At 42.3% G+C, this 25108-nt stretch carries 32 protein-coding genes and 1 pseudogene; 24 read left to right on the plus strand and 9 right to left on the minus strand.

Annotation, left to right across the window (positions count from 1 at the left end):
* Nucleotides 1–18: 18 nt before the first annotated feature.
* Nucleotides 19–834, plus strand: coding sequence for an NAD-dependent epimerase/dehydratase family protein (locus ACFN7Z_RS01885; protein WP_395442550.1), 816 nt, complete (start codon nucleotides 19–21; stop codon nucleotides 832–834).
* A gap of 180 nt (nucleotides 835–1014) precedes the next feature.
* Here ACFN7Z_RS01885 and ACFN7Z_RS01890 read toward each other — a convergent pair whose 3' ends face one another.
* The 3 genes from ACFN7Z_RS01890 to plsB form a co-directional block, all read right to left on the minus strand.
* Nucleotides 1015–1722 carry a hypothetical protein gene (locus tag ACFN7Z_RS01890; RefSeq protein WP_114836549.1) on the minus strand — a complete coding sequence of 236 codons (708 nt, stop codon included), beginning with the start codon at nucleotides 1720–1722 and terminating at the stop codon, nucleotides 1015–1017.
* Complete coding sequence (locus ACFN7Z_RS01895; RefSeq protein ID WP_162789676.1) at nucleotides 1706–3034, minus strand: AAA family ATPase; 1329 nt, start codon at nucleotides 3032–3034, stop codon at nucleotides 1706–1708. The genes ACFN7Z_RS01890 and ACFN7Z_RS01895 overlap by 17 nt, the downstream gene beginning before the upstream one ends.
* Nucleotides 3035–3222: 188 nt before the next feature.
* Nucleotides 3223–5796, minus strand: coding sequence for a glycerol-3-phosphate 1-O-acyltransferase PlsB (gene plsB, locus ACFN7Z_RS01900; RefSeq protein WP_004691345.1), 2574 nt, complete (start codon nucleotides 5794–5796; stop codon nucleotides 3223–3225).
* Nucleotides 5797–6087: 291 nt separating this feature from the next.
* Here plsB and ACFN7Z_RS01905 point away from each other — a divergent pair, with 291 nt between their 5' ends.
* Together ACFN7Z_RS01905 and ACFN7Z_RS01910 are read left to right on the plus strand one after the other, a co-directional pair.
* Nucleotides 6088–6960: an acyl-CoA thioesterase gene (locus tag ACFN7Z_RS01905; RefSeq protein ID WP_395442551.1), complete on the plus strand. Its 873-nt coding sequence runs from the start codon at nucleotides 6088–6090 to the stop codon at nucleotides 6958–6960.
* A gap of 230 nt (nucleotides 6961–7190) precedes the next feature.
* On the plus strand, nucleotides 7191–8450 hold the full coding sequence (locus tag ACFN7Z_RS01910; protein ID WP_234954355.1) for a dicarboxylate/amino acid:cation symporter: 1260 nt from the start codon (nucleotides 7191–7193) through the stop codon (nucleotides 8448–8450).
* 54 nt (nucleotides 8451–8504) lie between these two features.
* Here ACFN7Z_RS01910 and ACFN7Z_RS01915 read toward each other — a convergent pair whose 3' ends face one another.
* The 6 genes from ACFN7Z_RS01915 to ACFN7Z_RS01940 form a co-directional block, all read right to left on the minus strand.
* Nucleotides 8505–9449, minus strand: coding sequence for a metal-dependent hydrolase (locus ACFN7Z_RS01915; protein ID WP_395442552.1), 945 nt, complete (start codon nucleotides 9447–9449; stop codon nucleotides 8505–8507).
* A gap of 140 nt (nucleotides 9450–9589) precedes the next feature.
* Nucleotides 9590–10450: a ribosome biogenesis GTP-binding protein YihA/YsxC gene (yihA, locus tag ACFN7Z_RS01920; RefSeq protein WP_395442553.1), complete on the minus strand. Its 861-nt coding sequence runs from the start codon at nucleotides 10448–10450 to the stop codon at nucleotides 9590–9592.
* Nucleotides 10451–10553: 103 nt separating this feature from the next.
* On the minus strand, nucleotides 10554–11003 hold the full coding sequence (locus ACFN7Z_RS01925; RefSeq protein WP_004977913.1) for an Rrf2 family transcriptional regulator: 450 nt from the start codon (nucleotides 11001–11003) through the stop codon (nucleotides 10554–10556).
* 89 nt (nucleotides 11004–11092) lie between these two features.
* Nucleotides 11093–12301 carry an NO-inducible flavohemoprotein gene (gene hmpA, locus ACFN7Z_RS01930; RefSeq protein ID WP_395442554.1) on the minus strand — a complete coding sequence of 403 codons (1209 nt, stop codon included), beginning with the start codon at nucleotides 12299–12301 and terminating at the stop codon, nucleotides 11093–11095.
* A gap of 150 nt (nucleotides 12302–12451) precedes the next feature.
* Nucleotides 12452–14035 carry a helicase HerA-like domain-containing protein gene (locus ACFN7Z_RS01935; RefSeq protein ID WP_218288535.1) on the minus strand — a complete coding sequence of 528 codons (1584 nt, stop codon included), beginning with the start codon at nucleotides 14033–14035 and terminating at the stop codon, nucleotides 12452–12454.
* Nucleotides 14036–14043: 8 nt separating this feature from the next.
* Entirely contained in the window at nucleotides 14044–15252 is a 1209-nt protein-coding gene (locus ACFN7Z_RS01940; protein WP_335998419.1) for a PLP-dependent transferase, read from the minus strand.
* Nucleotides 15253–15413: 161 nt separating this feature from the next.
* Between ACFN7Z_RS01940 and ACFN7Z_RS01945 the strand changes: the two genes are divergently transcribed.
* The 21 genes and pseudogenes from ACFN7Z_RS01945 to rpmD all read left to right on the plus strand — a co-directional run bounded on the left by ACFN7Z_RS01945 (nucleotide 15414) and on the right by rpmD (nucleotide 25108).
* Nucleotides 15414–16151 carry a type 1 glutamine amidotransferase gene (locus ACFN7Z_RS01945; protein WP_270428921.1) on the plus strand — a complete coding sequence of 246 codons (738 nt, stop codon included), beginning with the start codon at nucleotides 15414–15416 and terminating at the stop codon, nucleotides 16149–16151.
* 265 nt (nucleotides 16152–16416) lie between these two features.
* Nucleotides 16417–16728, plus strand: a complete 312-nt coding sequence (rpsJ, locus tag ACFN7Z_RS01950) for a 30S ribosomal protein S10 (RefSeq protein WP_000070912.1) — start codon at nucleotides 16417–16419, stop codon at nucleotides 16726–16728.
* Between the two features lie 60 nt (nucleotides 16729–16788).
* The gene (gene rplC, locus ACFN7Z_RS01955) at nucleotides 16789–17427 is read left to right on the plus strand and encodes a 50S ribosomal protein L3 (protein ID WP_004691328.1); all 639 of its coding nucleotides are present in this window, start codon (nucleotides 16789–16791) and stop codon (nucleotides 17425–17427) included.
* Nucleotides 17428–17438: 11 nt separating this feature from the next.
* Nucleotides 17439–18041: a 50S ribosomal protein L4 gene (rplD, locus tag ACFN7Z_RS01960; RefSeq protein WP_004691326.1), complete on the plus strand. Its 603-nt coding sequence runs from the start codon at nucleotides 17439–17441 to the stop codon at nucleotides 18039–18041.
* Nucleotides 18038–18358, plus strand: coding sequence for a 50S ribosomal protein L23 (rplW, locus tag ACFN7Z_RS01965; RefSeq protein ID WP_395442555.1), 321 nt, complete (start codon nucleotides 18038–18040; stop codon nucleotides 18356–18358). Before rplD ends, rplW begins: the two co-directional genes overlap by 4 nt.
* A gap of 11 nt (nucleotides 18359–18369) precedes the next feature.
* On the plus strand, nucleotides 18370–19194 hold the full coding sequence (gene rplB, locus ACFN7Z_RS01970; RefSeq protein WP_004691322.1) for a 50S ribosomal protein L2: 825 nt from the start codon (nucleotides 18370–18372) through the stop codon (nucleotides 19192–19194).
* A gap of 19 nt (nucleotides 19195–19213) precedes the next feature.
* Nucleotides 19214–19489, plus strand: a complete 276-nt coding sequence (rpsS, locus tag ACFN7Z_RS01975) for a 30S ribosomal protein S19 (RefSeq protein WP_004281508.1) — start codon at nucleotides 19214–19216, stop codon at nucleotides 19487–19489.
* A 9-nt stretch (nucleotides 19490–19498) separates the two neighbouring features.
* Nucleotides 19499–19828, plus strand: a complete 330-nt coding sequence (gene rplV / locus ACFN7Z_RS01980) for a 50S ribosomal protein L22 (RefSeq protein WP_004691320.1) — start codon at nucleotides 19499–19501, stop codon at nucleotides 19826–19828.
* A 1-nt stretch (nucleotide 19829) separates the two neighbouring features.
* Nucleotides 19830–20646, plus strand: a pseudogene (gene rpsC / locus ACFN7Z_RS01985) (30S ribosomal protein S3).
* Nucleotides 20586–20999 (plus strand): 50S ribosomal protein L16, encoded by a 414-nt coding sequence (gene rplP / locus ACFN7Z_RS01990; protein ID WP_004691317.1) that lies wholly within the window; start codon nucleotides 20586–20588, stop codon nucleotides 20997–20999. The pseudogene rpsC and the gene rplP overlap by 61 nt, the downstream one beginning before the upstream one ends.
* The gene (rpmC, locus tag ACFN7Z_RS01995; RefSeq protein ID WP_004650482.1) at nucleotides 20999–21196 is read left to right on the plus strand and encodes a 50S ribosomal protein L29; all 198 of its coding nucleotides are present in this window, start codon (nucleotides 20999–21001) and stop codon (nucleotides 21194–21196) included. Before rplP ends, rpmC begins: the two co-directional genes overlap by 1 nt.
* Entirely contained in the window at nucleotides 21193–21450 is a 258-nt protein-coding gene (gene rpsQ, locus ACFN7Z_RS02000) for a 30S ribosomal protein S17 (RefSeq protein ID WP_004691314.1), read from the plus strand. Before rpmC ends, rpsQ begins: the two co-directional genes overlap by 4 nt.
* Before the next feature lie 92 nt (nucleotides 21451–21542).
* On the plus strand, nucleotides 21543–21911 hold the full coding sequence (gene rplN / locus ACFN7Z_RS02005) for a 50S ribosomal protein L14 (RefSeq protein WP_004657680.1): 369 nt from the start codon (nucleotides 21543–21545) through the stop codon (nucleotides 21909–21911).
* 9 nt (nucleotides 21912–21920) lie between these two features.
* Complete coding sequence (rplX, locus tag ACFN7Z_RS02010; RefSeq protein WP_004691313.1) at nucleotides 21921–22238, plus strand: 50S ribosomal protein L24; 318 nt, start codon at nucleotides 21921–21923, stop codon at nucleotides 22236–22238.
* Nucleotides 22239–22253: 15 nt separating this feature from the next.
* Nucleotides 22254–22790: a 50S ribosomal protein L5 gene (gene rplE / locus ACFN7Z_RS02015; RefSeq protein ID WP_004691311.1), complete on the plus strand. Its 537-nt coding sequence runs from the start codon at nucleotides 22254–22256 to the stop codon at nucleotides 22788–22790.
* A 9-nt stretch (nucleotides 22791–22799) separates the two neighbouring features.
* Nucleotides 22800–23105 (plus strand): 30S ribosomal protein S14, encoded by a 306-nt coding sequence (rpsN, locus tag ACFN7Z_RS02020; RefSeq protein ID WP_004691309.1) that lies wholly within the window; start codon nucleotides 22800–22802, stop codon nucleotides 23103–23105.
* A gap of 12 nt (nucleotides 23106–23117) precedes the next feature.
* A complete protein-coding gene (rpsH, locus tag ACFN7Z_RS02025; RefSeq protein WP_004691308.1) occupies nucleotides 23118–23513 on the plus strand; it encodes a 30S ribosomal protein S8 in 396 nt (131 codons plus the stop codon).
* A 13-nt stretch (nucleotides 23514–23526) separates the two neighbouring features.
* Nucleotides 23527–24060 (plus strand): 50S ribosomal protein L6, encoded by a 534-nt coding sequence (gene rplF, locus ACFN7Z_RS02030; protein WP_004691306.1) that lies wholly within the window; start codon nucleotides 23527–23529, stop codon nucleotides 24058–24060.
* 14 nt (nucleotides 24061–24074) lie between these two features.
* Nucleotides 24075–24425 (plus strand): 50S ribosomal protein L18, encoded by a 351-nt coding sequence (rplR, locus tag ACFN7Z_RS02035; protein WP_004650473.1) that lies wholly within the window; start codon nucleotides 24075–24077, stop codon nucleotides 24423–24425.
* A 2-nt stretch (nucleotides 24426–24427) separates the two neighbouring features.
* Nucleotides 24428–24925 carry a 30S ribosomal protein S5 gene (rpsE, locus tag ACFN7Z_RS02040; RefSeq protein WP_004691304.1) on the plus strand — a complete coding sequence of 166 codons (498 nt, stop codon included), beginning with the start codon at nucleotides 24428–24430 and terminating at the stop codon, nucleotides 24923–24925.
* 6 nt (nucleotides 24926–24931) lie between these two features.
* Nucleotides 24932–25108 (plus strand): 50S ribosomal protein L30, encoded by a 177-nt coding sequence (rpmD, locus tag ACFN7Z_RS02045; protein ID WP_004691302.1) that lies wholly within the window; start codon nucleotides 24932–24934, stop codon nucleotides 25106–25108.

A 25108-nucleotide genomic window follows, 5' to 3' on the forward strand; every position in this document is an offset into this window, starting at 1 on the left:
TCTGTGATTTGGTGCTAAATGCATATTTTATTTATAGGTTATGGTAAAACATCTCAGCGTGTTGCTAAACAGTTATTTCAGCAAGGCCACCAAATTACCACAATTAGCCGAAGTCCGAAATCAGATGATTGGGCTGAGCATTTGATTCAAGATATTCATCAGTTGGATTTGTCTCAAGTCGCACCGATTGATGCCGTATATATCTTACTCTCGCCTGAGAGCAGTACGGTGGAGGCGTATCAGCGAACTTTTGTAGACTCGATTGAACCCATGCTACATGCCTTAAAAAGCCATCCTTTAAAAAAAGTGATCGTGGTTTCTTCCACACGTGTTTATGGTGAAAGTGCAGGTGAGCGAGTTGATGATGACACTAGTCCCCAACCGAGCGATGCGCAAGGGCAGGTGCTATTGAATATGGAAACTTTGTGGCAACAGGCTTATCCCTCTGAATGTGTGATTGTACGTCCAACAGGAATTTATGGGACTTCAGTTGCACGTATGATTAAACTTGCGGGGACCACAAAATCTTATCCCAAACTGCATTGGTCGAACCGAATTCATGTTGAGGATTTGGCTGCTTTTTTAGCGCAATTGCTTCACGTGGAACATACTGAAAAGTCTTATATTTGTACCAATAGCCGACCATTGCCTTTACATGAAATCATTCAATGGTTTCAACAGCAGTTAGGACTATCAGCTTTGGTTTTGGAAAGTGATAAGTCATCAGGCAAGCAGATTTATGCTACGCGGATGCAGCAGATGAATTTTGAATTACAGCATCCACATTGTTTTGATGATTATTTGGCGTTGTTAGCAGAGCGTGAGTCAAAATAATTTTCTAATTGCACTAATGAAAAATGTGAAACATAGCTGAGATAATAGCTGTTGAATGTGGAAAATGATGAAAAAGCCCAATGTGGAAATATTGGGCTGATGCAGGATCTATCAATTTGATTTATAAAACAAAAATAAGTTTATTGCGTATAACTTGCATTATGTTAATTTAAGTTACACTTAATTATTAAGCATATAAAATAATTTTTTATTGCTAATTTCCATCAAGCTTGGGTTAAATGCATATTTACTCAAAGGGAGTTTAATCGATATTAACTTTGAACCATCGCTCTTAACATAAGCCATATTATTAACACCAGTTATTCTCGATAACAGCTTATATATTGCATTTGGTGTTACTAGGATTCTTGTTTGATCCACAAGAGTATTTTCTAACATCTTTAGCTGAAAGGCTTGTCTTGTACTATTTAAAGCATTTACAGCACTATGATGAAGATTTCCATTTTTAGGTCTAGTAATCAAACAATAATTAATTTTTAAATCAAAAAAATCTCTCCTAGATTTTCCTAATATATTTACCCAAAATAAGCACAATTTTGAAATCGAATCATAACATTTCAAACGGATATCACTATTTGAATCTGTTTTATCTTTATGTCTTGGCCACCCCTCTTTAAATTCAATTAAATATAAAGAATCATTATGATAACTATATATCAATGTATCAGCAGAACTACATTCTTTATTTTCATAACTATCTGAATAAAAAGCTGGAACCTTATCGAAATGAAGTGAATTGAAATTCATTTCAATAAACTTTTTATTACCTGTAGTATTTGTAGAAATATCAGTGATATCAGAAATAGATGATATATATTTTTTCTCTAATTCAGAAAGAAAATTTAATTCATTAGAAGTTATCGACATCTTCTAACTCTTCCATTAATGAGTAAAGTGGAGCTGATAAAGCATCAATAATAGGTACAATATTGCCGTTTGTATCTTCAATTTTTATGATATTTTCGCATTTATGTGAAAAGTAAAATTTAGCACCTAATGATTTGTTACTTTTGTCACTATAAATTTTTAATGATTCAAGCATATATGGGCTATGTGTGTTAACAAGTATGCGAGTCCCTTGATTTGCTAGCTTTATCAAAAACTTAGCGTAAAGATTTTGCCATTGTGGGTGTAAGTTGGTTTCAGGTTCATCCACGATCAGTATTGACTCACTATTAATAAAGTATCCTTTGCATAGTAAATCTAATATTGCGATAGATTTCATACCTGATGAAACGTTATTTACATTAAAAATTAATTCATTTTCATTTAACTCAAAATTATTTGTCTCTAGTTTATAATCAATAGAACCATCATAAAAATCTTTGGTCTCTATACGCCAATCTGATTTATCATTTATATTATCAATTCCTCTACTTCCATCTAACTTTGAGCATAAATCCAAAACATGATATGGAATTTTAGGATTTATTTTTGTGGATCTTCTAGAGATAGAATCCCTAATAGAGATATCATGAATAATAGAAGCTAATTGAAATATATATGGTCCTTCAATCAAAGTTGAATCTTTAATTGGTAATTTATTTTGTTCTGAATTAAAACTCAAAATTTCCTTATTATTAAATGTAATTTCAAATACTTTGAAATCATCCATTTCAAGAGATAAATAAGCCTCTTTTGCCCCATTTCTTTTATTTAAAAGTTCATTTATAAACTCATTTTTTAGAGCTCTAAATATAAATTTATCTATTGGGTCATTATAATTATACTCATCATAAAGATTATGCAATTTATCTAAAATCGAATATATTCTTTTAAAATAATTAGGGCTTACCTCATCTTTTCCTTCAAGATAGCTTTCTATTTCGATAACTAATTCTTTTGTTATTGATAGGTCAAACTCTGTAACTTCAGAACTACGTCTAATATCTAGTAATACTGACATAAGTTTTTGATAGGAATCGTATTGTTTAACTTCTTCAGAATTCCTTAATAGCCTAGTTAAATTAAATGCGATTTCATCATATAGTTTTCTAAACTCATTATATTGATGCCTTTTATAATCTATAGGGAAGGATGACGAAGCCTGCCCAACAGCATATGCTATCTTGGATATTGTTGTTTTTCCTGAATTATTTTCACCAGAAATTACTGTTAAATTGTTTAATTCAATTTCAGCACTACCAATAGTTCCTATATTTCGAATAATAAATTTCATAAATTCTTGAGAACCCTTGAATCTGATGGATAACATTGATATTAGTTTATATTTAAAAACCTAAAAAGATACTTCTAATTGTTTTAAAAACTACCATTTAACATAAAATCTCTTATGCGAAATAGATTTTAATTTTTTACAGCACAGGCACCTACATTTGGTAGATACCTATGCATCTAAAAAAGAAATTATTTCTTCTTACGTTTCAAACGCTTCTTCGCTTGTTCAGCAGCCACTTTGTCTAGCGTGTCTTTCAGTTCTTCATCGCTGAAAGTGGTGATGTGTTGTAACATTTGTAGTGTGACATCATCCAACACCAAGTTGGCATATTGCGCAACGTTTTGGAAGTTCTCATCAAACACAATCGCGTTGTCCGAGTTGGTGCTGATATACCCCTGTTGCGTCAGTACTTTAATAAAGCTTTGGAACAGGGCTTTATCAAAGAATTCAGGTGAGTTGAACTCATATAGGACAGAAAGACGCTGACCGACCAAATGACTCAGCTCTTCCACCTGACGCGCTGAAATGTTCCCAGAACCGCGCTGTGTAATTAGCGCAAGCGTCATGTAGTAACGCTCAAGACTCTGCATGACTGGCGCAGCCAATACCACCAATTGGTTATGATCTTCACTGTTTGGAGCAGGAGAAATCAAGTGGCCTTCGGCATCTTCAGAAATCAGTTTGGCTTGAATCAAACCATCTACATAAGCGCAGATTTGATCTTTGAGCTCAGCATCTTCCCATTTTAAGAACAATTCAGCTTTTAAGAATGGATATAGCGTGCGAATTACATTGATTAAATCACCACGGCCAATGGTTCCATTGTGTTCAACTAAAGCGGCAACAAGAGATGGCAAGACAAAGGCATGCAAAATATTATTACGGAAGTAGGTCAGCAGTACCGCTTGATTGTCCGCAATTGCAATAATGTCACCGAGTACGTGATTGACGCGTTTGATTAGTTTCAGCTTTAAACCATAGGCAATGATTTCTTTACCTGATAATGGTGTGACCAAAAGGCGCTCATCATAAGGAAGTGTCGTCAACAACTTACGATAGGTATCGAGCTGTTTAATACAAATTTCTTCATCCAGCGTATGTTTCTCAGTGGCCAATAGAACCAAAGACAGTAATGAAACAGGATTCACCACAGCCGCGCGGTTAATATTTTCTAAAATTGCATGTGCAGAACTGTTGACTGCATCAGAGACTTCTTGCGGAATTGGATCATCATTTTTAGCAATTTGCACATTCTCAGCGCCATGCTTTTTCAGCATGTCATCGAGGAAAACGGGCTCACCAAAGTTGAGATGGACTTTCCCGAAAATACGTTCAATTTTGCGTAAAGTTTGTAGAATCCCAAAGACAGACTCGGCTTCTTTCGGTTTACCGTTCATCTCGCCGACGTAGGTCGCACCTTCCATCAAGCGTTCATAGCCAATATAGGTCGGAACAAAGACAATCGGTTTGGCACGCCCACGCAAGTGACTGTGCACCGTCATGGCTAACATACCTGTCTTTGGTGGTAGCAGACGACCTGTACGTGAACGACCACCTTCGATGAAGTATTCCAAAGGCGTGTTACGCGACAAAATGCTATATAGGTATTCTTTAAAGACCGAAGTGTAGAGCGCGTTACCGCGGAAAGTACGGCGAATAAAGAATGCACCGCCACCACGTAAAATTTGCCCAACAAATGGCATATTCAGGTTATCGCCCGCAGCAATATAAGGCACCATCAAACCACGGTTATACACCACATAAGACAGCAGTAAATAGTCGATATGGCTACGGTGACATGGGGTATACACAATTTCGTAGTCTTTAGCCAGCTCACGGACCGTATTGAAGTTATGAACTTCAACCCCGTCATAGAGCTGCGTCCATAATCGTGCCAGCGCCATTTCCGCAAAACGGATGGTTGAATGTGAGTAGTCCGATACGATTTCATTGACATAACCAATGGCACGACGTTCAGCATCCAACATGCTAATTTTGCCGCGGATACTTTCGCGGCGAATCGCATCTTGTACATCATTGGCTTTAATCAATGAATGCATCACGTTGCGACGGTCCGAAAGATCAGGACCGAGTACCGCTTCACGGTGTGCATCGAGCTGATTATTTAAGGTATTTAGAATGTAGGTCGCAGGGGATAAATTCGGATAGGTGGTTTTTGCAAAGTCAACCAAAGCACGTAAAGACTGACTTTCATGAAACTCTAAAAATGACTGACGACCATGTAAACCGATATTCATCAGCTGTTTCACCGTACTTGGAGTTGCCCAAGTGTCGGTAAATAACAATTTAAACCAAGAGTCTTCTTTATCTGGTGAACGTCCCCACAGTACCGTCACAGGTACCAGTTCCACGTCTAAATCGGGTTGTTGTTCTAAAGCTTCAACGAGACGTAATAAGCGCGGTGGAAAGGTGTGTGGTGAAGGGTTAAGTAAATTATTTTCATCGTTATGCTGTAAAAACACGATCGATGCTTTTTCTTGATGTGTCCCCACGACCAAAGGATCGAGTGCAGGAGCAAGCTTTAAACGACGTGTTTCACCATCCACCAACAGCGCATTACTGCGTGAGTGATTTTGAAGCACATAACAGACAATTTTTTTGGGATGGCCTGAAGCTGCTGGGTCAGCATCTGTTGCTGTCGGTTCTGTTGGAACCTCACCCAATACATGTGGGGTTACTATGAGGTCAAGAAGCTTACTTGAAAGCTTTCTATACATTTGACCAAAGCCACTTTTGGACATATACACTCCTGCTTAAATGACCAATCCCGCAGTTTGTCTGAAGGGGTATTTATTTTGTGTAATTGTAAACATAAACCGTATGTCATTTCCTGACAAATTTGTTTTATATGGTGAATTTTATCGTTAAAAATCGTATTTTTAGTGGGAAATAACGAAAAAAACTTATGACAACTCAGTCAAGTAATCTATAGGGTTTTAGTCTGAATTTATGGCAAAATAGATTTTAATATCGATATCACACCTCATCACTTTACAGAAAAATCTGGTCTCTCACCATTAAGTAGGTTGCTTATGAATGCCTTAACCCAAGAGTTGGTTGAATTACTGAGCCTCGAAAAAATTGAGGAAAATATCTTTCGTGGACAAAGCCGTAATTTGGTTGGGAAGCGTGTTTTTGGCGGACAAGTCTTAGGTCAGGCCCTACGTGCGGCGTCATATACGACGGATCGTCCAGCTCATTCTTTACATGCATACTTTTTATTTGGTGGCGATGTGAACGCGCCGATTATCTATGAAGTTGATCGAATTCGTGATGGCCGTAGTTTTGTCAGTCGCCAAGTGCGTGCTATTCAGCATGGTAAAACCATCTTTATGTGCATGGTGTCTTTTGCTGACAATGAAGAAGGGCTGAATTACCAAATCGGTGAGCCTGAGTATCCAGCACCAGAGTCTTTAAAGTCTGAGGCTGAACTGAAAAAAATGATGGTGGAATTTGTGCCTGAAAATGTGCGTGCAAGTTTCATGCGGGATCGTCATGTGGAAATTCGTCCCATCAATCCACAGAACCCGTATCAACCGCAGCCTGAAGCACCTGTGTATGCGCACTATATTCGCACGCATGACCGCATTGCAGCAGAAGTGGATGAAATTTCGTTGCATCAGTCAATTGCAGCATTCTATTCAGATTTCACTTTAATGACCACGGCACTGCGCCCACATGGTTTAAGTTATCTTTCGCCAAGTTTGCAGTGTGCGAGTATCGACCATGCTATGTATTTCCATAAACCCTTTCGTGTAGATGACTGGATGCTGTATGACATGGACGCCACAGTCAGTGCCAGTTCACGTGGTTTAAACTTTGGACGAATGTGGCAAAACGGTGAGTTGGTGTGTAGTACCACTCAAGAAGGTTTGATTCGGCTCCGTGAAATCGAAGCCCAATAAAGCCTAAGTACAGAAAAAGCTGAGTGATATGACTCAGCTTTTTTTATGACTGATTTTATGACTGAAAGGCGGTCAGAGCTGAGCTAGGCGTTGAGCTTCAATTGTAATGACCTCATCTTTTTGGGAGAGGTATATGGGGAAATGTGCAGTACTTGTGACAAAAAAATGCTCGATTCTAGCCCGTTCACATGGCATAGTTTCCCAAAGAAATCTTTGAAAAGCATGAAACTATGAGCTTAAACACGCAAATTCTAATTGCAGCGATCTTCGGGGTCATCTTCGGATTTATTCTCAATCTTTTCCCGGGTACCGCTTTTTTAGACATGAGTTTGTATGGAATCGGGGTGGTCAGCAGTATTTTTATTGGTCTATTAAAAATGCTCTTGATTCCCCTTATTTTTAGCTCAATTGTGGTGGGGGTATCCAACTTACAAGCGGGTGGCCAGCTCTCCCGTGTTTGGAAAATTACGCTGGCATGCTGTGTCACCACCACGACTTTGGCCTTGATATTGGGTTTAAGCTGCGCGCATTTATTTGAAGTCGGCAAAGGTGTCGATATCGCCATGTTCCAAGACGCTATGGCCGCTCATCAAACGCCAGATACGCTCACCCCATCTTCGTTCTTCACCAACTTTATTCAAAATACGCTGATTAATCCCTTCAAAGCTTTTGCCGAAGGCAATGTTTTAGCGGTAGTGGTTTTTGCGTTGTTCATAGGTGTGGCACTCGTCAAGGGCGGCGAAAAATTCCGTACCGTACGTAAGCTGAGTCAACAGTTCTTTGACATCATGATGTTGATGATTGGTTGGGTGATGAAGCTAGCCCCGCTAGGAATTTTTGCCTTACTTGCTAAGTTGATTGCCACTGAAGACATTTCTGTATTGAGTCGTTTGGCAGAGTTTGCGGCTGTGGTAACGGGCACTACCATTTTTCATGGTCTGGTGGTTTTGCCGCTATTACTGTGGATTTTTGGCAAGATGAACCCGATGACCTTTTTTAAAGGCACGCGTGTGGCGTTGATTACGGCTTTTGCCACCAGTTCAAGCTCGGCAACTATGCCTTTATCCCTCAAGTGTGCGCAAGAAAATCTTGGTGTACGTCCGCAAACGGCAGGCTTTGTGATTCCGTTGGGGACGCAGCTCAATATGGATGGTACTGCGCTGTATGAGGCTGCGGCGGCTTTGTTTATTGCCAACTTGATGGGACTCGATTTGACCTTGAGTCAGCAGCTGGTGGTGTGTCTGACGGCGATGATTGCTTCTTTAGGTGCTCCAGGGATTCCGAGTGCAGGCATGGTCACTATGATTATGGTATTGCAGTCTGTCGGGCTTCCTGCTGAAGCGATTGCGATTTTATTACCGATTGATCGCTTACTGGATACCGTGCGTACTGTGGTGAATGTACAAGGTGACATGATGATTAGTGTGGTGGTGGATCGACATACCCAGGATCTGGATGCACCTTTGCCCAATTTATCGAATCCGTCTTAAGTTTTGCTCTAAAATAAAAAAGCAGCTATTAAGCTGCTTTTTTTATTTTAGGATTTAAGCGACTTTGAGCATGGCACGTTTAGCCGCTGGGGATTGGTCTAAGTAGGCAATCGCATCTTCTGTTTTGGCTTCGTGTACAGGGTCATACCACGGCACTAAATAGCCAAATTGCTGTGAGATGAGCCATAACGGACTTGGTAAAACTTGATGATTCCGTTTAGAAATAGACAGCCACTCACGCCAAATCCAAGGTTTAAACAGACTGGGTTGAATCGACTTAAAGCGGTCATCTTGTTTCATAATATGAGCTGCACCATCGACCCATAAGCCCAGAACGGCAGCAATCACCACCAGACTCAAATAATAGCGCGCAATATAGCCTCCACCTAAATGTCGGTACAAATCAAATGCGACGGTACGGTGTTCAATTTCTTCTGCGCCGTGCCATTTGATTAAGTCTAGCATCGCAGGGTCAGCGCCCATTTTTTCCCATTCGGTGTTGTCCAGTGCATATTTTCCAAGGACACAGGTCATGTGTTCCACCGTGGCAATAATACCGAGTCGAAACAGATCCCACTGGTGCTCAAGTGCTTTAGGTACAGTGAGATCAAGTGGTTTATCGGCCAGTAATTTTCCAAATAAGAAATCCATCAACGCTAGATTACGGGAGACATCAATCTTTCTTTGGCTGAGATACTCTTTGTTGGCTGAGTTGTGTGCCTGCGCATGCATGGCTTCTTGGCGAATAAAGGCTTGTACATCTTGCTTCAGTTTTTCATCGCTAATTTGCGGTAAAACTTTGTTATAGAGGCGGCAGAACCAGAACTCACCTGCGGGCAGGATCATATTAATTTCATTGATGAAATAGCTGGCAAAAGGGTGGTTGGGAATCCAATCAATGAGACTGTCTTGCGACTCAAATTTAACTTTGCGAGGCTTAATTGTGTAGGCAATAGAGGAACGAATTTTGTTTTTTTTCAATCGAGACCATAATTTCATATGCTGACCTATTTTTATATGTATTAAACTTTTTCACGAGCTGAATAAAGTCAGTATAAAAAAAAGTCCCCGATTGCGATTAGCAATAGGGGACACAGATACAGCAATAGATGATGCTTTTATGGGTTGGCGTTTAAAACTTAAGTCTCAGACTGTGGTTTGGTTTCCATATCGTCTTCAGCATCAAGATCCATAGAAGCTTCAGGATCTTCATCGAATTCGTCTGCATTCAGCTCATCTGCCGTCGCATCTGGAATGCTACTTAAGTCAAAGTGTTGGGCTTGGTCTAAAGTAAAATTCAGTCGTCCGCCCATCACGCTCGCCAGTTCTTCTAGGCCTTGTTTGTTGAGGGAAGAGAACAATTGAATTGAGAAATCAAGTTTCATCTTTTTCAATTGGGCTTTAACTTCTTGTAATGCTTTAGAGGCAGGGCCACGGTTGAGTTTGTCGGACTTGGTCAGTAGCACATGCACAAACAATTTACGTGAATAAGCCCATTCCAACATCATCACGTCAAAGTGCTGTAGCGGATGACGAATATCCATCAACAAGACTAAGCCTTGTAAGCTTTTACGCTGAATCAGGTAATTTTCTAACTCTTTTTGCCACACGATTTTCATTGCTTCAGGCACGGCTGCATAACCATAACCAGGTAAGTCGACGAGACGTTGGTCAGGATTACCCAGACTGAAAAAGTTAATCATCTGCGTACGACCCGGTCTTTTCGAGGCACGAGCCAATTGCTTTTGGTTGGTTAAGGCATTGATCGCACTGGACTTACCTGCATTTGAACGACCCGCAAAGGCAATTTCATAGCCTGTATCTTCTACACACAGGTTGAGCTTCGGAGCACTCATTAAAAACTCTGCTTTACGCAGCCAGTTGAGAGCGCGCACAGCATATTCAGTAACTGCAGAATCTACCTTTTTTTCATAGCTAATTTTTTGCTTTGGGGCAGCAGCAATTTTACTGTTTTTGGATTTTCCTCGGCTGTGGTGCATAACTCAACTTCAATTTATGATCTACAATCAGCCATTATAATGGAAGTCGAGCAGGCAATCGACCTTTGCAGCGTAAAGTCCGTAATCTTGTCTATAAAAGACCTTAATCGGCAAGATTGATCAGGTTAATCGGCGAGTGGGTTGTGAACTTATTTTGAGCTTCAGTGCCCAGTACATCTGCTAAGGTATATTGGTCTAAGCTGTGATAGAACTGATCCAGCGCTTGATCTAAGATCCCTTTGAGTCCGCAATTCGAGCGGAGTACGCAAGGCGGGGTGTTACATTCCACAATGTTCTGATCCGCTTGTAAGACCCGCACAATCTCGCCCAGTCTTAAATGTAGGGTTTCTGGATTGAGTCGAATCCCACCGCCACGACCGCGTGCGGTAATAATCCACTGCTGTTTCGCCATAAAGTGTACGATTTTCATCAAGTGGTTTTCAGACACTTGTAGTGCTTGCGCCAGTTCTGCAATGGTATGCGGCAGCGCTTTCGGCTGCGAAACATACATCAGAATTCGCAAAGCATAATCGGTAAATTTATTGAGCTGCATGAGGGTAATGATCGTTGATAAGCAAAAAAACAAAGGGCTAGTCTAGCATAACCTGACTAACCCTCTCTATTTTATGCCGATGGCATGGGTTAGTGGTGAACACCACCTGTACCAAAAGCTTCACTGTGAATATTTTCAACAGGAACACCGCGGGCAATCAGGGCTTTTTGTTGCTCTGCCATAAATGGCATTGGGCCGCATAAGTAGTAGTCTGCTTGAACAGGTAGAATCGCGCTATCAATGGTACTCAAATCAAGGCGACCCTTCGCATCATAATCTTGACCTAAAACATCGCTTTGATGTGGAAACTCATATGCAGTAAAGGTGCTTAAGCGTGGGTATTTGGCTTTTAAGTCATGAATATGTTGTTTCATGGCATGCACTTGTTTGCTGCGGCAGGCGTGTACAAAAGTCACAGGTTCTGGCATATCTAAAGTCACCAACTGATTCAGCATCGCCACCATTGGTGTGAGGCCGACACCACCACTAATAAAGACATTACGTTTGTTTGGGTCAATCAGGTAGAAGTTACCTGTTGGTGCAGACACTTCAATTTCAGCACCTTCGGCTAAACCATGCAGGGTATTTGACACCCAGCCGCCTGCCAAATCGCCTTTTTCACCTTCGCGTTTGACCGAGATACGTAAATAGTCAGCTTGAGGGCTGGTTGAAAGGGTGTATTGGCGAGGTTGTTTTAGACCAAGTTCCTCAACAAATACACGTACTGAAATGTACTGACCTGCTTCATATTTTGGTAAATCACCACCGTCCACAGGGGCAAGATAGAAAGAAGTTATTTCATCGCTTTCAACCACTTTTTTCGCGATTTTAAAGTTGTGCCAGCCTAACCAGCTCCCTTTGGTTTGTTGATGTTGCTCATAAATCGCTTTTTCAGTGCTAATGAATAAATCAGCCAATTGACCATACGCTGTAGCCCAAGCATCAATCAATGGATCTTCCATTGAAATACTTAAAACTTCACTAATCGAATGGAGGAGGTTTTCCCCAACAATGTTGTAGTCAGGTGCTTGAATATTCAAGCTGACATGTTTGTGGGCAATCAGCTCAACCACAGGGAGTAATACTGAAGGATCTTCAATGTTTTCTGCATAGGCCAACACAGCACCCGCCAAAGCTTGGGCTTGAGCACCACTGCGTTGATGCCCCATATTAAAGGTTTCTTTTAAATTAGGATTGTTGCCTAACATGCGGTTATAAAAATAACCCGTGAGTGCGACACCATTTTCACGAAGGACAGGAACAGTTGCTTTTACAAGTTCAATTTGCTGCGGAGTCATGTTTGATCTCTCTTGGCTATCATTTATAAGATGTATTTAAAATATACCTTTAAAGATGCAATGTAAATACATCTTTTAAAGAAAAGCTTAATTTTTTTATGGAATATAATAATATCCCATAAATTTTGATTTTTACATTTAAAAAGTAGATCACTTACGCCCAAACAAAGAGCCGAGTAAACCACGGACGATTTTTTGTCCTGTACTGCCCCCAAGGCTACGTGCGGCACTTTTAGCAAAGGTTCCGACCGTGTCTTGAATTAGCTTCTCACGCTGTTTTGCTTCACGTTCAGCTTCTTTTTGCTGTTCTTTCGCAATCCGCTCTTGCTCACGTGCTTGTTGCTTCGCTAGTGTTTCAGCTTCTTTGGCCTTCTGTTTCGCTAGCGCCTCTTGTTCTTTGGTTTGTTGTTTCTCTTGCTCTATCTGTACAGCTTGTTGTTGGCGTTCAACCACTTTATTTTGTAGAAGTTCAAAAGCGCTTTCACGGTCTAGGCTTTTTTCATAAATGCCTGCCACGATACTTTGTGAAATCAAGGCTTGACGTTGCTCTGGGCTAATCGGAGTGAAAGACGAATAGGGTGGCATCACCCATGCACGCTCTACGACTTGCGGCGTGCCTTGTTCATCTAGGCAACTAATTAAAGCTTCACCCACAGCTAGTTCAGTGATGGCTTGCTCAACTTTAAATTCAGGATTGGCACGAAAGGTGTCTGCAGCTGTTTTAACTGCTTTTTGATCTTTCGGGGTAAAGGCACGTAAGGCATGTTGTACGCGATTTCCGAGCTGTCCTAGGACGCTTTCAGGCAAATCCAGTGGGTTTTGCGTGACAAAGTAAATACCCACCCCTTTGGAGCGGATCAGGCGCACCACTTGTTCAATTTTTTCTTGCAGCGCTGCACTGGCATTATCAAACAGTAAATGCGCTTCATCAAAGAAGAACACCAGCTTGGGCTTGTCCATATCGCCAACCTCAGGCAGCTGTTCAAACAGTTCTGAAAGCATCCAGAGCAGAAAAGTGGCATAGAGCTTTGGGGTATTCATGAGCTTGTCTGCGGCTAAGATATTGATATAACCATGACCATTACTGTCGGTCTGAATAAAGTCGAGAATATTTAAACTGGGCTCCCCGAAGAATTGATCACCGCCTTGATCGGCAAGTGCCAATAAATTCCGTTGAATCGCGCCAAGGCTGGCAGGAGATAGGTTGCCATATTCGGCTTTAAACTCTGCGGCATGTTCACTGACATAACCAATCATGGCTTTTAAGTCTTTAAAGTCGATCAGTAACATGCCTTGATCATCTGCAATACGAAATACCGCAGAAAGTACCCCTTCTTGGGTGTCATTCAAATTGAGCATACGTGCCAGCAACAGCGGGCCAATTTCGGTAATCGTGGTCCGAATAGGATGACCTTGTTCAGCAAATAAATCCCAAAACACCACGGGTGAGGCAGCAAAGGGAATGCTGTCGATGCCTAAACTTTTAATGCGTTCATCAAATTTTGGGTTGGATGCGCCTGCCTGCGCTAAGCTGGAAACATCACCTTTGGCATCGGCTAAAAATACGGGCACCCCGAGTCTGGAAAAACTTTCAGCCAACACCTTCAGGGTTACGGTTTTACCTGTCCCTGTTGCCCCTGCAATTAAGCCATGACGGTTGGCAAACTTTGAGTGTAGAACAACATCTTGTTGGGTATTCGTGGTTTTCTTGGCAATGATGATCGGGGTGCTCATACTTCTTCCTATTCAATTTTTTTGTGATGGTTATTCAGTTGTTTTAGTGCGTTTTCTATATCTTGAATTAAATCGGCAGGATGTTCTAGTCCTATACAAAAGCGAACCAATAAACCTTGTTGTAAATGTGTATGCTCAAGTGCACGCATGTCTTTGAGGTCATACAGCATCACCAAACTGACAGGACCGCCCCAACTAAAGCCGAGTTTGAAGAGCGACAGGGCATCACAAAACTGACGAATATCCTGCAGATCAAATTCAGGCTTGAAAATGACACTGACCAAACCTGCACTGTGTTGATCGACACAAATGTCTTTCCAATATGAATGACCCGCGGCACTCGAGTCAGCAGGGTGTAAGACCTGCACAAATTCCGGTTGTTGTTTTAGCCATGCCAGGAGTTGCAGCGCACTTTCAGACTGTGCGGCATACCGAATGCGCATTGATGCCAGACTGCGTTGGACTTGAGCAACATCATCCCCAGAAACGCTAATGCCTTGAATGGCATGCGTACGAAAGAGTTGATGATGTAAAGCTCGTTCGCGTGTCACGACTGAGCCCATTAAAATGTCTCCGCCGCCACTTGGGTACTTGGTCAAAGCATGTACTGTTACATCTACACTTAAGTGCTCATCACTAAAATCAAAAGCATTAAAGGCAAGGCCTGCGCCCCAAGTGTTGTCTAGAACAGAGAGCACATGATGGGCTTGTGCCTTTTTCACCAGTCCGACCAAATCTGGAAATTCCAGTGTGACCGACCCTGCGGCTTCTATCCAAATCAGTTTTGCTTTTTCCGTCGGTTGGAAAGAGGACACATCAATAGGGTTATAAACACGAACACCAATGCCATAGCGTTTTTCTAGATTACGAAGATGCTCCATGTTTGGCCCGTAAATATTATCTGCCACCCAAACTTCATCACCATGGCTTAAAAAACATGAGTTCACTAGGTTGATGGCAGATAAACCACTTGGTGCGAGTAGGCAGTACTTTCCACCCTCAATTTGTGCAATGTTATCGCCTAACGTAAATGTGGTGGGGGTGCCATGGGTGCCATAACTATAGTCATAGTCATCGGTCCAATGGCGATTAAACAGTGCATCGGTATCTTTAAAAATAATCGTCGATGCACGATACAGGGGAGGTTGGATTGTTGAAATGTACTGAGGCGCTTGTCTTGGTGCATGAACCAAGGCAGTTTGCGGATTTTTTTTCACGAATCGACTCATCATAAAGCGATAAATTGTTTTTAGCTTAAGAGAAAGTTTCTAAATAGGCGAGAAAATTGAACAAATGTGAATAAAGGTAAGCAAAATAAAAAGTTGGCTTCAATTTTGCTAAATCATCTATAAGGATAGTAAAAAGAAGGCATAAGCGCATGACGTCGCATTTAAAAGTACATTATTTTCAGCATATTGCTGGTGAAGGGTTCGGCAGTTGCTATACATATTTAAAACAACAAGGTGCAGTGATCAGTGCAACCGAGTTTTTTGCTTTACCTGTGGATCAAGCCTTAGAGATAGAGGCCTTACCGAGTATTGAGGATGTTGACTTACTCATCATTATGGGGGGCACCATGAGTGTGAATGATGAAGTGAATTTTCCATGGTTAAAGATCGAGAAGCGTTGGTTAAGACGTTATTTGGCCGCTGGAAAGCCCGCGATTGGCTTATGCTTGGGGGGGCAACTGATTGCGAATGCACTTGGTGCCGCGGTCAGTCGCAATGAACAACAGGAGTTGGGTTGGGCGACAGTACGCAAAATCCAGCACGTCCCAACAGAATGCTTTGAGTTGCCTGAACAGTTTAATGTGATGCAATGGCATAGCGAGACCTTTGAAATTCCAAAAGGTGCTGTACATTTGGCTGAAAATACCGTCTGTCGCAATCAAATGTACCAAATTGGAAAGAATGTATTGGGTTTTCAATTTCACCCAGAGATCGTGCCAGAAACTTTAGCACTTTTTTTAGAAAATGATGACGAGCTGAATAAGTTTTCGGGGCAATACGTGGCAACTGAAGCTGAATTGAAAAAATCGACAAAATTAAATTTTATTGAGGGAAATCAAATTCTTAATAGTGCAATTGATTATGTGTTGCGGCAAACAGTCTATTGATGCTTTTTTAAGCTACTGATAATCCAAGCAAATTGAATATATTGTAAAAAACCAAAAATGGATTTGCTTATGCATTAAACAATGGCTATAATGAGCGACCCTTTAATGAAAGGGGGTTAACTGCGAATAAAGTAGTTAACATCGTGACAGTCGTGGCATCGATCATGACCTTAGTGATATTTCACTGCTCTTGACACTTACCTTTTTAGTGGGGTGAGATGCGTCAGGAGTGATTCTTTATATATTTGGCTTGGAGTTTACTGGTATGTCTAACCAGAGAATTCGTATCCGTTTGAAGTCTTTTGATCACCGTTTAATTGATCAATCAGCTCAAGAAATCGTAGAAACAGCAAAACGTACTGGCGCACAAGTTTGTGGTCCAATTCCAATGCCTACACGCATTGAACGTTTTAACGTTTTAACATCACCACACGTTAACAAAGATGCGCGTGACCAATACGAGATCCGCACTTATAAACGTTTGATCGACATCGTTCAACCTACAGACAAAACTGTAGATGCATTGATGAAGTTAGATCTTGCAGCTGGTGTTGATGTTCAGATCGCATTGGGTTAAGGCTTTCGGGTTAATTAACGCTCTAAGTTAATTAGGCCGCTTTTTTAGAGGTTTATGCACATGGCTATTGGTTTAGTCGGTCGCAAGTGCGGTATGACACGTATCTTTACAGATGCTGGTGTTTCTGTGCCTGTTACAGTGATTGAGGTTGATCCTAACCGCATCACTCAAATCAAAACGCTTGAAACTGATGGTTATCAAGCGATTCAAATCACTACTGGTGAACGTCGCGAATCTCGCGTAACTAACGCTCAGAAAGGTCACTTCGCGAAAGCGGGTGTTGCTGCTGGTCGTCTAGTTCAAGAATTCCGTGCAACAGAAGCTGATCTTGAAGGTCGTGAAGTTGGTGGAACTATCGGTGTAGACATGTTCACAGTTGGTCAAGTAGTTGACGTAACTGGTCAGTCGAAAGGTAAAGGTTTCCAGGGTGGTGTTAAGCGTTGGAACTTCCGTACGCAAGATGCGACTCACGGTAACTCACTTTCTCACCGTGTTCTGGGTTCTACAGGTCAAAACCAGACTCCTGGTCGCGTGTTCAAAGGCAAAAAAATGGCTGGTCATTTAGGTGCTGAGCGCGTAACTGTACAGGGTCTAGAAATTGTATCTATCGACGCAGAACGTTCAGTTTTAGTAGTGAAAGGTGCGATTCCTGGCGCTACTGGTGGTGACGTAACTGTTCGTCCTACGATCAAGGCCTGAGGGGAAATAACGTGAATTTAAATACTGTTTCCGGCTCTGCTGTTGAATTATCAGAAGTTGCGTTCGGTCGTGAATTCAATGAAGCTCTTGTACACCAGGTTGTTACAGCTTATTTAGCTGGTGGCCGTCAAGGTTCAAAAGCTCAGAAATCACGTGCAGACGTTTCTGGCGGTGGCAAAAAGCCATTCCGTCAAAAAGGTACTGGTCGCGCTCGTGCTGGTTCTATTCGTAGCCCAATCTGGGTAGGTGGTGGTAAGACTTTTGCTGCACGCCCACAAGATTGGTCTCAAAAAGTTAACCGCAAAATGTATCGCGGTGCAATGCAATGTATCTTAGCTGAACTTGTTCGCCAAGATCGTCTTGTATTGGTTGAAGAGTTTGCTGTTGCTGCTCCAAAAACTAAAGAGTTGCTTGCAAAACTTAACGACTTGAATGCTACTCGTGCATTGATCGTTACAGAATCTGTAGATGAGAATCTATACCTTGCAGCGCGCAACATTCCACACGTTGATGTGGTTGATGCTGCTGCTATCGATCCTGTTAGCTTGATTGCGTTCGATAAAGTTGTTATGTCTGTAGCTGCTGCTAAGAAAATTGAGGTAGAACTCGGATGAACAACGAACGTATCTATCAAGTCCTACAAGGACCTGTATTCTCAGAAAAAGCACAAGTTTTAGGCGAAACTGCTGGTGTTCAAGTTTTCAAAGTTGCACTTGATGCAAACAAACTTGAAATCAAAAAAGCTGTTGAGCAATTGTTTGGTGTTCAAGTTGTTAAAGTTAACACAGCGATCACTAAAGGTAAGACTAAACGCTTTGGTAAAACATTAGGACGTCGTTCTGATGTTAAAAAAGCATACGTCACCCTGAAAGCTGGCCAAGATGTTGAAATGGCTGACTTGGGCGATACCGCTGAAAGCGCAGCGGAATAAGGACGAGAATTATGCCAATTCAAAAATGTAAGCCAACGTCTCCTGGACGTCGCTTTGTAGAGAAAGTCGTTCACGACCATCTTCACAAAGGTGCGCCTTATGCTCCGTTGGTTGAAGCTAAAAAACGTACTGGTGGTCGTAATAACAACGGTCACATCACGACTCGTCACGTTGGTGGCGGTCATAAGCAGCACTACCGTCTAGTTGACTTTAAACGTAACAAAGATGGTATTCCTGCAACTGTAGAGCGTATTGAATACGATCCTAACCGTACAGCACACATTGCACTAGTATTGTATGCTGATGGTGAGCGTCGCTACATCATCGCGCCTAAAGGCCTTCGCGCTGGCGATAAAGTTCAATCTGGTAACGATGCTCCAATTCGTCCAGGTAACTGTTTACCGCTTCGCAACATGCCTATCGGTTCTACTCTTCACAACATCGAACTTAAAATCGGTAAAGGCGCGCAATTAGCTCGTTCTGCTGGTACTTCAGTTCAGTTGTTGGGTCGTGACGGTTCTTACGCTATCGTTCGTTTACGTTCTGGTGAAATGCGTAAAATTCACGTTGAGTGCCGTGCAGTTCTTGGTGAAGTTTCTAACCAAGAAAGCAACCTTCGTTCACTTGGTAAAGCAGGTGCAGCACGCTGGCGTGGCGTTCGTCCTACCGTTCGTGGTATGGCGATGAACCCAGTAGATCACCCGCACGGTGGTGGTGAAGGTCGTAGCAAAGGTATTCAACCTGTAAGCCCATGGGGTCAAAAAGCTAAAGGGTACAAGACACGTACCAATAAGCGTACGACTAAGATGATTATTCGCGACCGTCGCGTTAAGTAACAAGTAAAGGAATCTGACAATGCCTCGTTCTCTGAAAAAAGGCCCATTCGTCGATGCGCACTTGTTCGCTAAGGTTGAAGCGGCTATCGCGGCTAATAACCGTAAGCCGATCAAAACTTGGTCGCGTCGTTCGATGATCCTCCCAGATTTTGTTGGTTTAACAATTTCTGTACATAATGGCCGTAACCATGTTCCAGTGATCGTATCTGAACATATGGTTGGTCACAAACTTGGTGAATTCGCGCCAACTCGTACCTATCGTGGTCACGGTGTTGACAAGAAATCTAAACGTTAAGGTGCTATGATGGAAGTTACTGCTAAATTACGCGGTGCCGCTATCTCGGCACAAAAAACTCGTTTGGTTGCAGACCTAATCCGTGGCAAATCTGTTGCTCACGCGCTTAATATTCTCAACTTCAGCAACAAAAAAGCTGCAGTTTTGGTTAAAAAAGCATTGGAATCTGCAATTGCAAACGCTGAACACAATAACAGTTTAGATGTAGACGACCTTAAGGTTACTACGATTTACGTTGATGAAGGCACTAGCCTTAAACGTATTATGCCACGTGCTAAAGGCCGTGCAGATCGTATTACTAAGCGTACTTGTCACATTACCGTTAAGGTAGGGGTTTGATATGGGTCAGAAGGTTCATCCAATCGGTATCCGCCTTGGTGTTGTAAAACGTCATAACGCCAACTGGTATGCGAGTCCGAAACAATACGCTGAATACTTGCTTAAAGATCTTCAAGTTCGTGAGTTTTTAACTAAAAAACTTAAGAATGCAATGATCAGCAATATTCTTATCGAACGTCCTACGGGCGCTGCTAAAGTAACTATTAGTACTGCACGTCCTGGTATCGTTATCGGTAAAAAAGGCGAAGACATTGAGAAACTACAGCGTGAACTTACTCAAATTATGGGTATTCCAGCGCAAGTTAGCATCAATGAAATCGATCGCCCAGACTTAGACGCTCGTTTAGTTGCTGAAGCTATCGCTTCTCAATTAGAAAAACGTGTAATGTTCCGTCGTGCTATGAAGCGTGCGGTTCAAAACACAATGCGTGCTGGTGCTAAAGGTATCAAAGTTGAAGTATCAGGCCGTTTAGGTGGTGCTGAGATTGCTCGTACTGAGTGGTATCGTGAAGGTCGCGTACCTTTGCATACACTTCGTGCAGACATCGATTATTCAACTATGCGTGCTGAAACGACTTACGGTACGATTGGTGTTAAAGTTTGGATCTTCCGTGGTGAGATCTTGGGTGGCATGAAACAAGTCATGAACCCAGCTCCAGCTGAAGAGCGTCCAGCTAAACGCGGTCGTGGTCGTGGTGAAGGTCAAGAGCGTCGTGGTCGTCGCAATGATCGTTCTGCTGAAAAAGGAGAATAATCCATGTTACAACCTAAACGTACTAAATTCCGTAAAGTGCAGAAAGGCCGTAACACTGGTCTAGCTCACCGCGGTAGCTCGGTATCTTTTGGTACAATCGCACTTAAATCTGTTGAGCGTGGTCAAATGACTGCTCGTCAAATTGAAGCAGCGCGTCGTACAATCAGCCGTCGTATTAAACGTGGTGGTAAGATCTTTATCCGTGTTTTCCCAGACAAGCCGATTACTTCTAAGCCTCTTGAAGTGCGTATGGGTAAAGGTAAAGGTTCTGTGGAATACTGGGTTTGTCAAATCAAACCAGGTAAAGTCTTGTACGAAATTGATGGTGTTAACGAAGAATTGGCTCGCGAAGCGTTTACGCTTGCAGCTGCTAAACTTCCGTTTAAAACCACTATCGTGACTCGGACGGTAATGTAATGAAAACTAAAGATCTACGTGAAAAGTCGGTAGAAGAGTTGACAGCTTTGCTTGATGAGCAACAGCTTAACCAATTCCGTCTTCGTATGGCAAAAGCAACTGGTCAATTGGGTAAATCGCACGAAGTTGCACTTACTCGTAAGACAATTGCTCGTATTAAGACACTCCTTACCGAAAAACAGGGGAACGGACAATGAGTGAACAAACAGTTCGCACGTTAACCGGCAAAGTAGTAAGCGACAAAATGGACAAGTCTATTGTTGTACTTATCGAACGCCGCGTTCAACACCCGTTGTATGGCAAATCAATCCGCCGTTCAACTAAATTACATGCTCACGATGAGAACAACACAGCTAAAACTGGCGACGTTGTGACTATCAAAGAAAGCCGCCCAATTTCTAAAACTAAGTCTTGGACTCTAGTTGAAGTTGTTGAAGCTGCTGCTGAGTAATTAGACGTATCTGTTGCATCATCGGTTAATTTCGAGTACTCTTTGAGCCTTTCGAAATTGTGACCGGTGATGCTCGGTTTTGGAGTAGGGCAATGATTCAAACCGAAAGTATGCTAGACGTAGCAGACAATAGTGGTGCTCGCCGCGTACAATGTATTAAAGTACTTGGTGGTTCACACCGTCGTTATGCTTCTGTTGGCGACATTATTAAAGTTACTGTAAAAGAAGCTATTCCACGCGCACGTGTTAAAAAAGGTGACGTGATGAATGCTGTTGTGGTTCGTACAAAATTCGGTATCCGTCGTCCAGACGGTTCAGTGATTCGTTTCGACGATAACGCTGCTGTTATTTTGAACAACAACAAAGCGCCGATTGCAACTCGTATTTTCGGACCAGTGACTCGTGAACTTCGTACTGAACAGTTCATGAAAATTATTTCACTGGCTCCTGAAGTTCTATAAGAGGCAATCATGGCTAAGATTAAAAAAGGCGATCAAGTTATTGTGATCGCAGGTAAAGAAAAAGGCAAACAGGGTACTGTTCTGTCTGTTTCAAATGACCGTGTTATGGTTGAAGGCCTTAACTTGGTTAAGAAGCATCAAAAGCCGAACCGTGCAACAGGTGCTGAAGGCGCTGTAGTTACACAAGAAGCTTCGCTTCATATCTCTAACGTGGCAATTTTTAATGCTACAACCCAAAAGGCTGACCGTGTTGGTTACCAAGTGACTGAAGGCGTGAAAACTCGCGTTTACAAGTCAAATGGTGAATCAGTGGCGGTAGCGAAGTAATAGGTTGAAAAGGCAATGGCCAGACTTAAAACGCGTTACAACGACGAACTTAAGGCTCAATTACAAGAGACTTTAGCCGTTAAAAATGTGATGGATATTCCTCGCATTACTAAAATCACGATCAACATGGGTGTTGGCGCAGCTGCTGCTGACAAAAAACTCCTTGATGGTGCTCTTGCTGATATGCAAGCTATCGCTGGTCAAAAACCAGTTCTTACTTTAGCTCGCAAATCAATCGCTGGTTTCAAAATCCGTGATGGTTGGCCGATTGGTTGTAAAGTTACTTTACGCGGCGAACGTATGTACGAATTCTTAGACCGTCTAATCTCGATTGCGATCCCTCGTATCCGTGACTTCCGTGGTTTCTCTGCGAAATCATTTGACGGTCGCGGCAACTACTCAATGGGTCTTAAGGAACAAATCATGTTCCCTGAAATCGATTTTGATAAGATTGATCGTATTCGTGGTATGGATATTACCATCACTACGACTGCTCGCACCGATGACGAAGGCCGTGCGCTTATGCGTGCATTCGGCTTCCCGTTCAAATAAGAGGTCGATATGGCTAAGAAAAGTATGATTAATCGCGAATTGAAACGCGAAGCTACTGTTGCTAAATACGCTGCAAAACGTGCTGAATTAAAAGCTGTTATTGCAAACGTAAATGCTAGCGACGAAGAGCGTTTCGAAGCGATGATGAAATTCCAAGCATTACCACGTAATGCGTCTCCAGTACGTTTACGTAACCGTTGTGGTTTAACTGGTCGTCCTCATGGTTACTTCCGTAAGTTCGGTTTAAGCCGTAACAAATTACGCGATACAGTAATGCAAGGTGATGTACCGGGCGTTGTTAAGGCAAGCTGGTAAGGAGCGCTATAGATGAGTATGCAAGATACCGTTGCCGACATGTTAACTCGTGTTCGTAACGCGCAAATGGCAAAGAAACAAACAGTTTCTATGCCTAACTCTAAGTTGAAGGTTGCTATTGCAAACGTTCTTCAACAAGAAGGTTACATTTCAAACGTAGAAGTTGCGGATGCTGAAGGCAAAGCAACTCTTACTTTGACTTTAAAGTATTTCGAAGGCAAACCAGTTATCGAAACTGTGAAACGCGTAAGCCGTCCAGGTCTACGTCAGTATCGCGGTAAAGATGCACTTCCGAGCGTTAAGCAAGGTTTAGGTATTGCAATTGTTTCTACAAGCAAAGGCATCATGACTGATCGCGCTGCACGTGCTGCAGGTATCGGTGGTGAAGTTATTGCTTTTGTTTCTTAATAGGTGATTCCTCATGTCTCGTGTGGCTAAAGCCCCAGTAACTGTACCTAACGGTGTAACAGTTACTCAGAACGGCCGGCAGGTCGAAGTGAAAGGTAGCAAAGGTACTTTGTCTTTCACCCTGCATGCGCTGGTCGAGCTTAAACAGGAAGACGGTATTTTAGCGATTGCTCCAAAAGCTGAGTCGAAAGACGCTTGGATGCAAGCTGGTACTGCTCGCGCTGTGCTTAACAACCTTGTAAAAGGTGTGAGCGAAGGCTTTGAACGTAAGTTACAACTTATCGGTGTTGGTTATAAAGCTGCGGTTAAAGGTAACATTGTTAACCTTAACCTTGGTTTCTCTCACCCGATCGACTATACGCTTCCTGAAGGTGTAACTGCTGAAACTCCTACAGCAACTGAAATTGTTCTTAAATCTGCTGATAAAGCACGTTTAGGTCAGGTTGCTGCAGATATCCGTGGTTACCGTCCACCAGAGCCTTATAAAGGTAAAGGTGTTCGTTATTCTGACGAAGTTGTACTTCGTAAAGAAGCTAAGAAGAAATAAGGCGCGAGGTTCTTATGAACGAAAAGAAACAATCCCGTTTGCGTCGTGCGAAAAGCACACGCTTGCACATCCGTGCGTTGGGTGCGACTCGTTTGTGTGTAAACCGCACTCCGCGTCACATCTACGCTCAAGTTATTTCAGCAGATGGTGGCAAAGTTTTAGCGCAAGCTTCAACTTTAGATGCTACTTTACGTGCTGGTACAACTGGTAACGTTGAAGCAGCTACTAAAGTAGGTGCTTTAATCGCAGAACGCGCTAAAGCAGCTGGTGTTACTAAAGTTGCATTTGACCGTTCTGGTTTCAAATATCATGGTCGTATCAAAGCCTTGGCTGATGCTGCTCGTGAAAACGGCTTGGAGTTCTAATCATGGCTAAAGTTGAACAAAACGAAGGTCTTGTTGAAAAGCTGGTTGCCGTTGATCGTGTAGCCAAAGTTGTTAAGGGTGGTCGTATCTTCTCTTTCACAGCATTGACTGTGGTTGGTGATGGTAATGGTCGTGTAGGTTTTGGTCGTGGTAAAGCACGTGAAGTTCCAGCTGCTATTTCTAAAGCACTTGAAGCTGCTCGTCGCAACATGATTACTGTTGACCTTGTTAACGGTACTGTACAGCACCCTATTAACGCGCGTCACGGTGCAAGCCGTGTTTACATGCAGCCTGCTTCTGAAGGTACTGGTGTAATCGCTGGTGGTGCTATGCGTGCAGTTCTAGAAGCTGTGGGCGTACGTAACGTATTAACAAAATGTTATGGTTCTACTAACGCTGCAAACGTAGTAAACGCGACTTTTAACGGTCTGCGTGATATGACTTCTCCTGAGAAGGTTGCTGCGAAACGTGGTCTTACAGTAGAACAAATTCAAGGGTAATCAATCATGAAAACGATTAAAGTTACCCAGACTAAATCTTCTGCGCATCGCTTGAAAAATCACAAGCTTAGCCTACAAGGTTTAGGTCTGCGTCGTATTGGTCATACTGTAGAAGTGCAAGATACGCCTTCTAACCGTGGTATGATCAACCAAGTCTACTATATGGTTAGTGTAGAGGAATAA

The sequence above is a fragment of the Acinetobacter sp. P1332 genome (assembly GCF_044057475.1).
GTDB classification, from domain to species: domain Bacteria; phylum Pseudomonadota; class Gammaproteobacteria; order Pseudomonadales; family Moraxellaceae; genus Acinetobacter; species Acinetobacter johnsonii.

What these genes read in the sequence shown, in the direction of transcription:
- ACFN7Z_RS01885 (WP_395442550.1), top strand. Translation starts at nt 19, where the DNA reads ATGCATATTTTATTTATAGGTTATGGTAAAACATCTCAGCGTGTTGCT.
- ACFN7Z_RS01890 (WP_114836549.1), bottom strand. Translation starts at nt 1,722, where the DNA reads ATGTCGATAACTTCTAATGAATTAAATTTTCTTTCTGAATTAGAGAAA.
- rpsQ (WP_004691314.1), top strand. Translation starts at nt 21,193, where the DNA reads ATGAGTGAACAAACAGTTCGCACGTTAACCGGCAAAGTAGTAAGCGAC.
- rplP (WP_004691317.1), top strand. Translation starts at nt 20,586, where the DNA reads ATGTTACAACCTAAACGTACTAAATTCCGTAAAGTGCAGAAAGGCCGT.
- rplF (WP_004691306.1), top strand. Translation starts at nt 23,527, where the DNA reads ATGTCTCGTGTGGCTAAAGCCCCAGTAACTGTACCTAACGGTGTAACA.
- ACFN7Z_RS01910 (WP_234954355.1), top strand. Translation starts at nt 7,191, where the DNA reads ATGAGCTTAAACACGCAAATTCTAATTGCAGCGATCTTCGGGGTCATC.
- rpmC (WP_004650482.1), top strand. Translation starts at nt 20,999, where the DNA reads ATGAAAACTAAAGATCTACGTGAAAAGTCGGTAGAAGAGTTGACAGCT.
- rplC (WP_004691328.1), top strand. Translation starts at nt 16,789, where the DNA reads ATGGCTATTGGTTTAGTCGGTCGCAAGTGCGGTATGACACGTATCTTT.
- rpsJ (WP_000070912.1), top strand. Translation starts at nt 16,417, where the DNA reads ATGTCTAACCAGAGAATTCGTATCCGTTTGAAGTCTTTTGATCACCGT.
- ACFN7Z_RS01895 (WP_162789676.1), bottom strand. Translation starts at nt 3,034, where the DNA reads ATGAAATTTATTATTCGAAATATAGGAACTATTGGTAGTGCTGAAATT.
- rplX (WP_004691313.1), top strand. Translation starts at nt 21,921, where the DNA reads ATGGCTAAGATTAAAAAAGGCGATCAAGTTATTGTGATCGCAGGTAAA.
- ACFN7Z_RS01905 (WP_395442551.1), top strand. Translation starts at nt 6,088, where the DNA reads ATGAATGCCTTAACCCAAGAGTTGGTTGAATTACTGAGCCTCGAAAAA.
- rpsN (WP_004691309.1), top strand. Translation starts at nt 22,800, where the DNA reads ATGGCTAAGAAAAGTATGATTAATCGCGAATTGAAACGCGAAGCTACT.
- ACFN7Z_RS01945 (WP_270428921.1), top strand. Translation starts at nt 15,414, where the DNA reads ATGACGTCGCATTTAAAAGTACATTATTTTCAGCATATTGCTGGTGAA.
- rplW (WP_395442555.1), top strand. Translation starts at nt 18,038, where the DNA reads ATGAACAACGAACGTATCTATCAAGTCCTACAAGGACCTGTATTCTCA.
- ACFN7Z_RS01935 (WP_218288535.1), bottom strand. Translation starts at nt 14,035, where the DNA reads ATGAGCACCCCGATCATCATTGCCAAGAAAACCACGAATACCCAACAA.
- hmpA (WP_395442554.1), bottom strand. Translation starts at nt 12,301, where the DNA reads ATGACTCCGCAGCAAATTGAACTTGTAAAAGCAACTGTTCCTGTCCTT.
- yihA (WP_395442553.1), bottom strand. Translation starts at nt 10,450, where the DNA reads ATGCACCACAGCCGAGGAAAATCCAAAAACAGTAAAATTGCTGCTGCC.
- plsB (WP_004691345.1), bottom strand. Translation starts at nt 5,796, where the DNA reads ATGTCCAAAAGTGGCTTTGGTCAAATGTATAGAAAGCTTTCAAGTAAG.
- rplE (WP_004691311.1), top strand. Translation starts at nt 22,254, where the DNA reads ATGGCCAGACTTAAAACGCGTTACAACGACGAACTTAAGGCTCAATTA.
- rpsS (WP_004281508.1), top strand. Translation starts at nt 19,214, where the DNA reads ATGCCTCGTTCTCTGAAAAAAGGCCCATTCGTCGATGCGCACTTGTTC.
- rpsH (WP_004691308.1), top strand. Translation starts at nt 23,118, where the DNA reads ATGAGTATGCAAGATACCGTTGCCGACATGTTAACTCGTGTTCGTAAC.
- ACFN7Z_RS01915 (WP_395442552.1), bottom strand. Translation starts at nt 9,449, where the DNA reads ATGAAATTATGGTCTCGATTGAAAAAAAACAAAATTCGTTCCTCTATT.
- rpsE (WP_004691304.1), top strand. Translation starts at nt 24,428, where the DNA reads ATGGCTAAAGTTGAACAAAACGAAGGTCTTGTTGAAAAGCTGGTTGCC.
- rplV (WP_004691320.1), top strand. Translation starts at nt 19,499, where the DNA reads ATGGAAGTTACTGCTAAATTACGCGGTGCCGCTATCTCGGCACAAAAA.
- rplN (WP_004657680.1), top strand. Translation starts at nt 21,543, where the DNA reads ATGATTCAAACCGAAAGTATGCTAGACGTAGCAGACAATAGTGGTGCT.
- rpmD (WP_004691302.1), top strand. Translation starts at nt 24,932, where the DNA reads ATGAAAACGATTAAAGTTACCCAGACTAAATCTTCTGCGCATCGCTTG.
- rplB (WP_004691322.1), top strand. Translation starts at nt 18,370, where the DNA reads ATGCCAATTCAAAAATGTAAGCCAACGTCTCCTGGACGTCGCTTTGTA.
- rplR (WP_004650473.1), top strand. Translation starts at nt 24,075, where the DNA reads ATGAACGAAAAGAAACAATCCCGTTTGCGTCGTGCGAAAAGCACACGC.
- ACFN7Z_RS01925 (WP_004977913.1), bottom strand. Translation starts at nt 11,003, where the DNA reads ATGCAGCTCAATAAATTTACCGATTATGCTTTGCGAATTCTGATGTAT.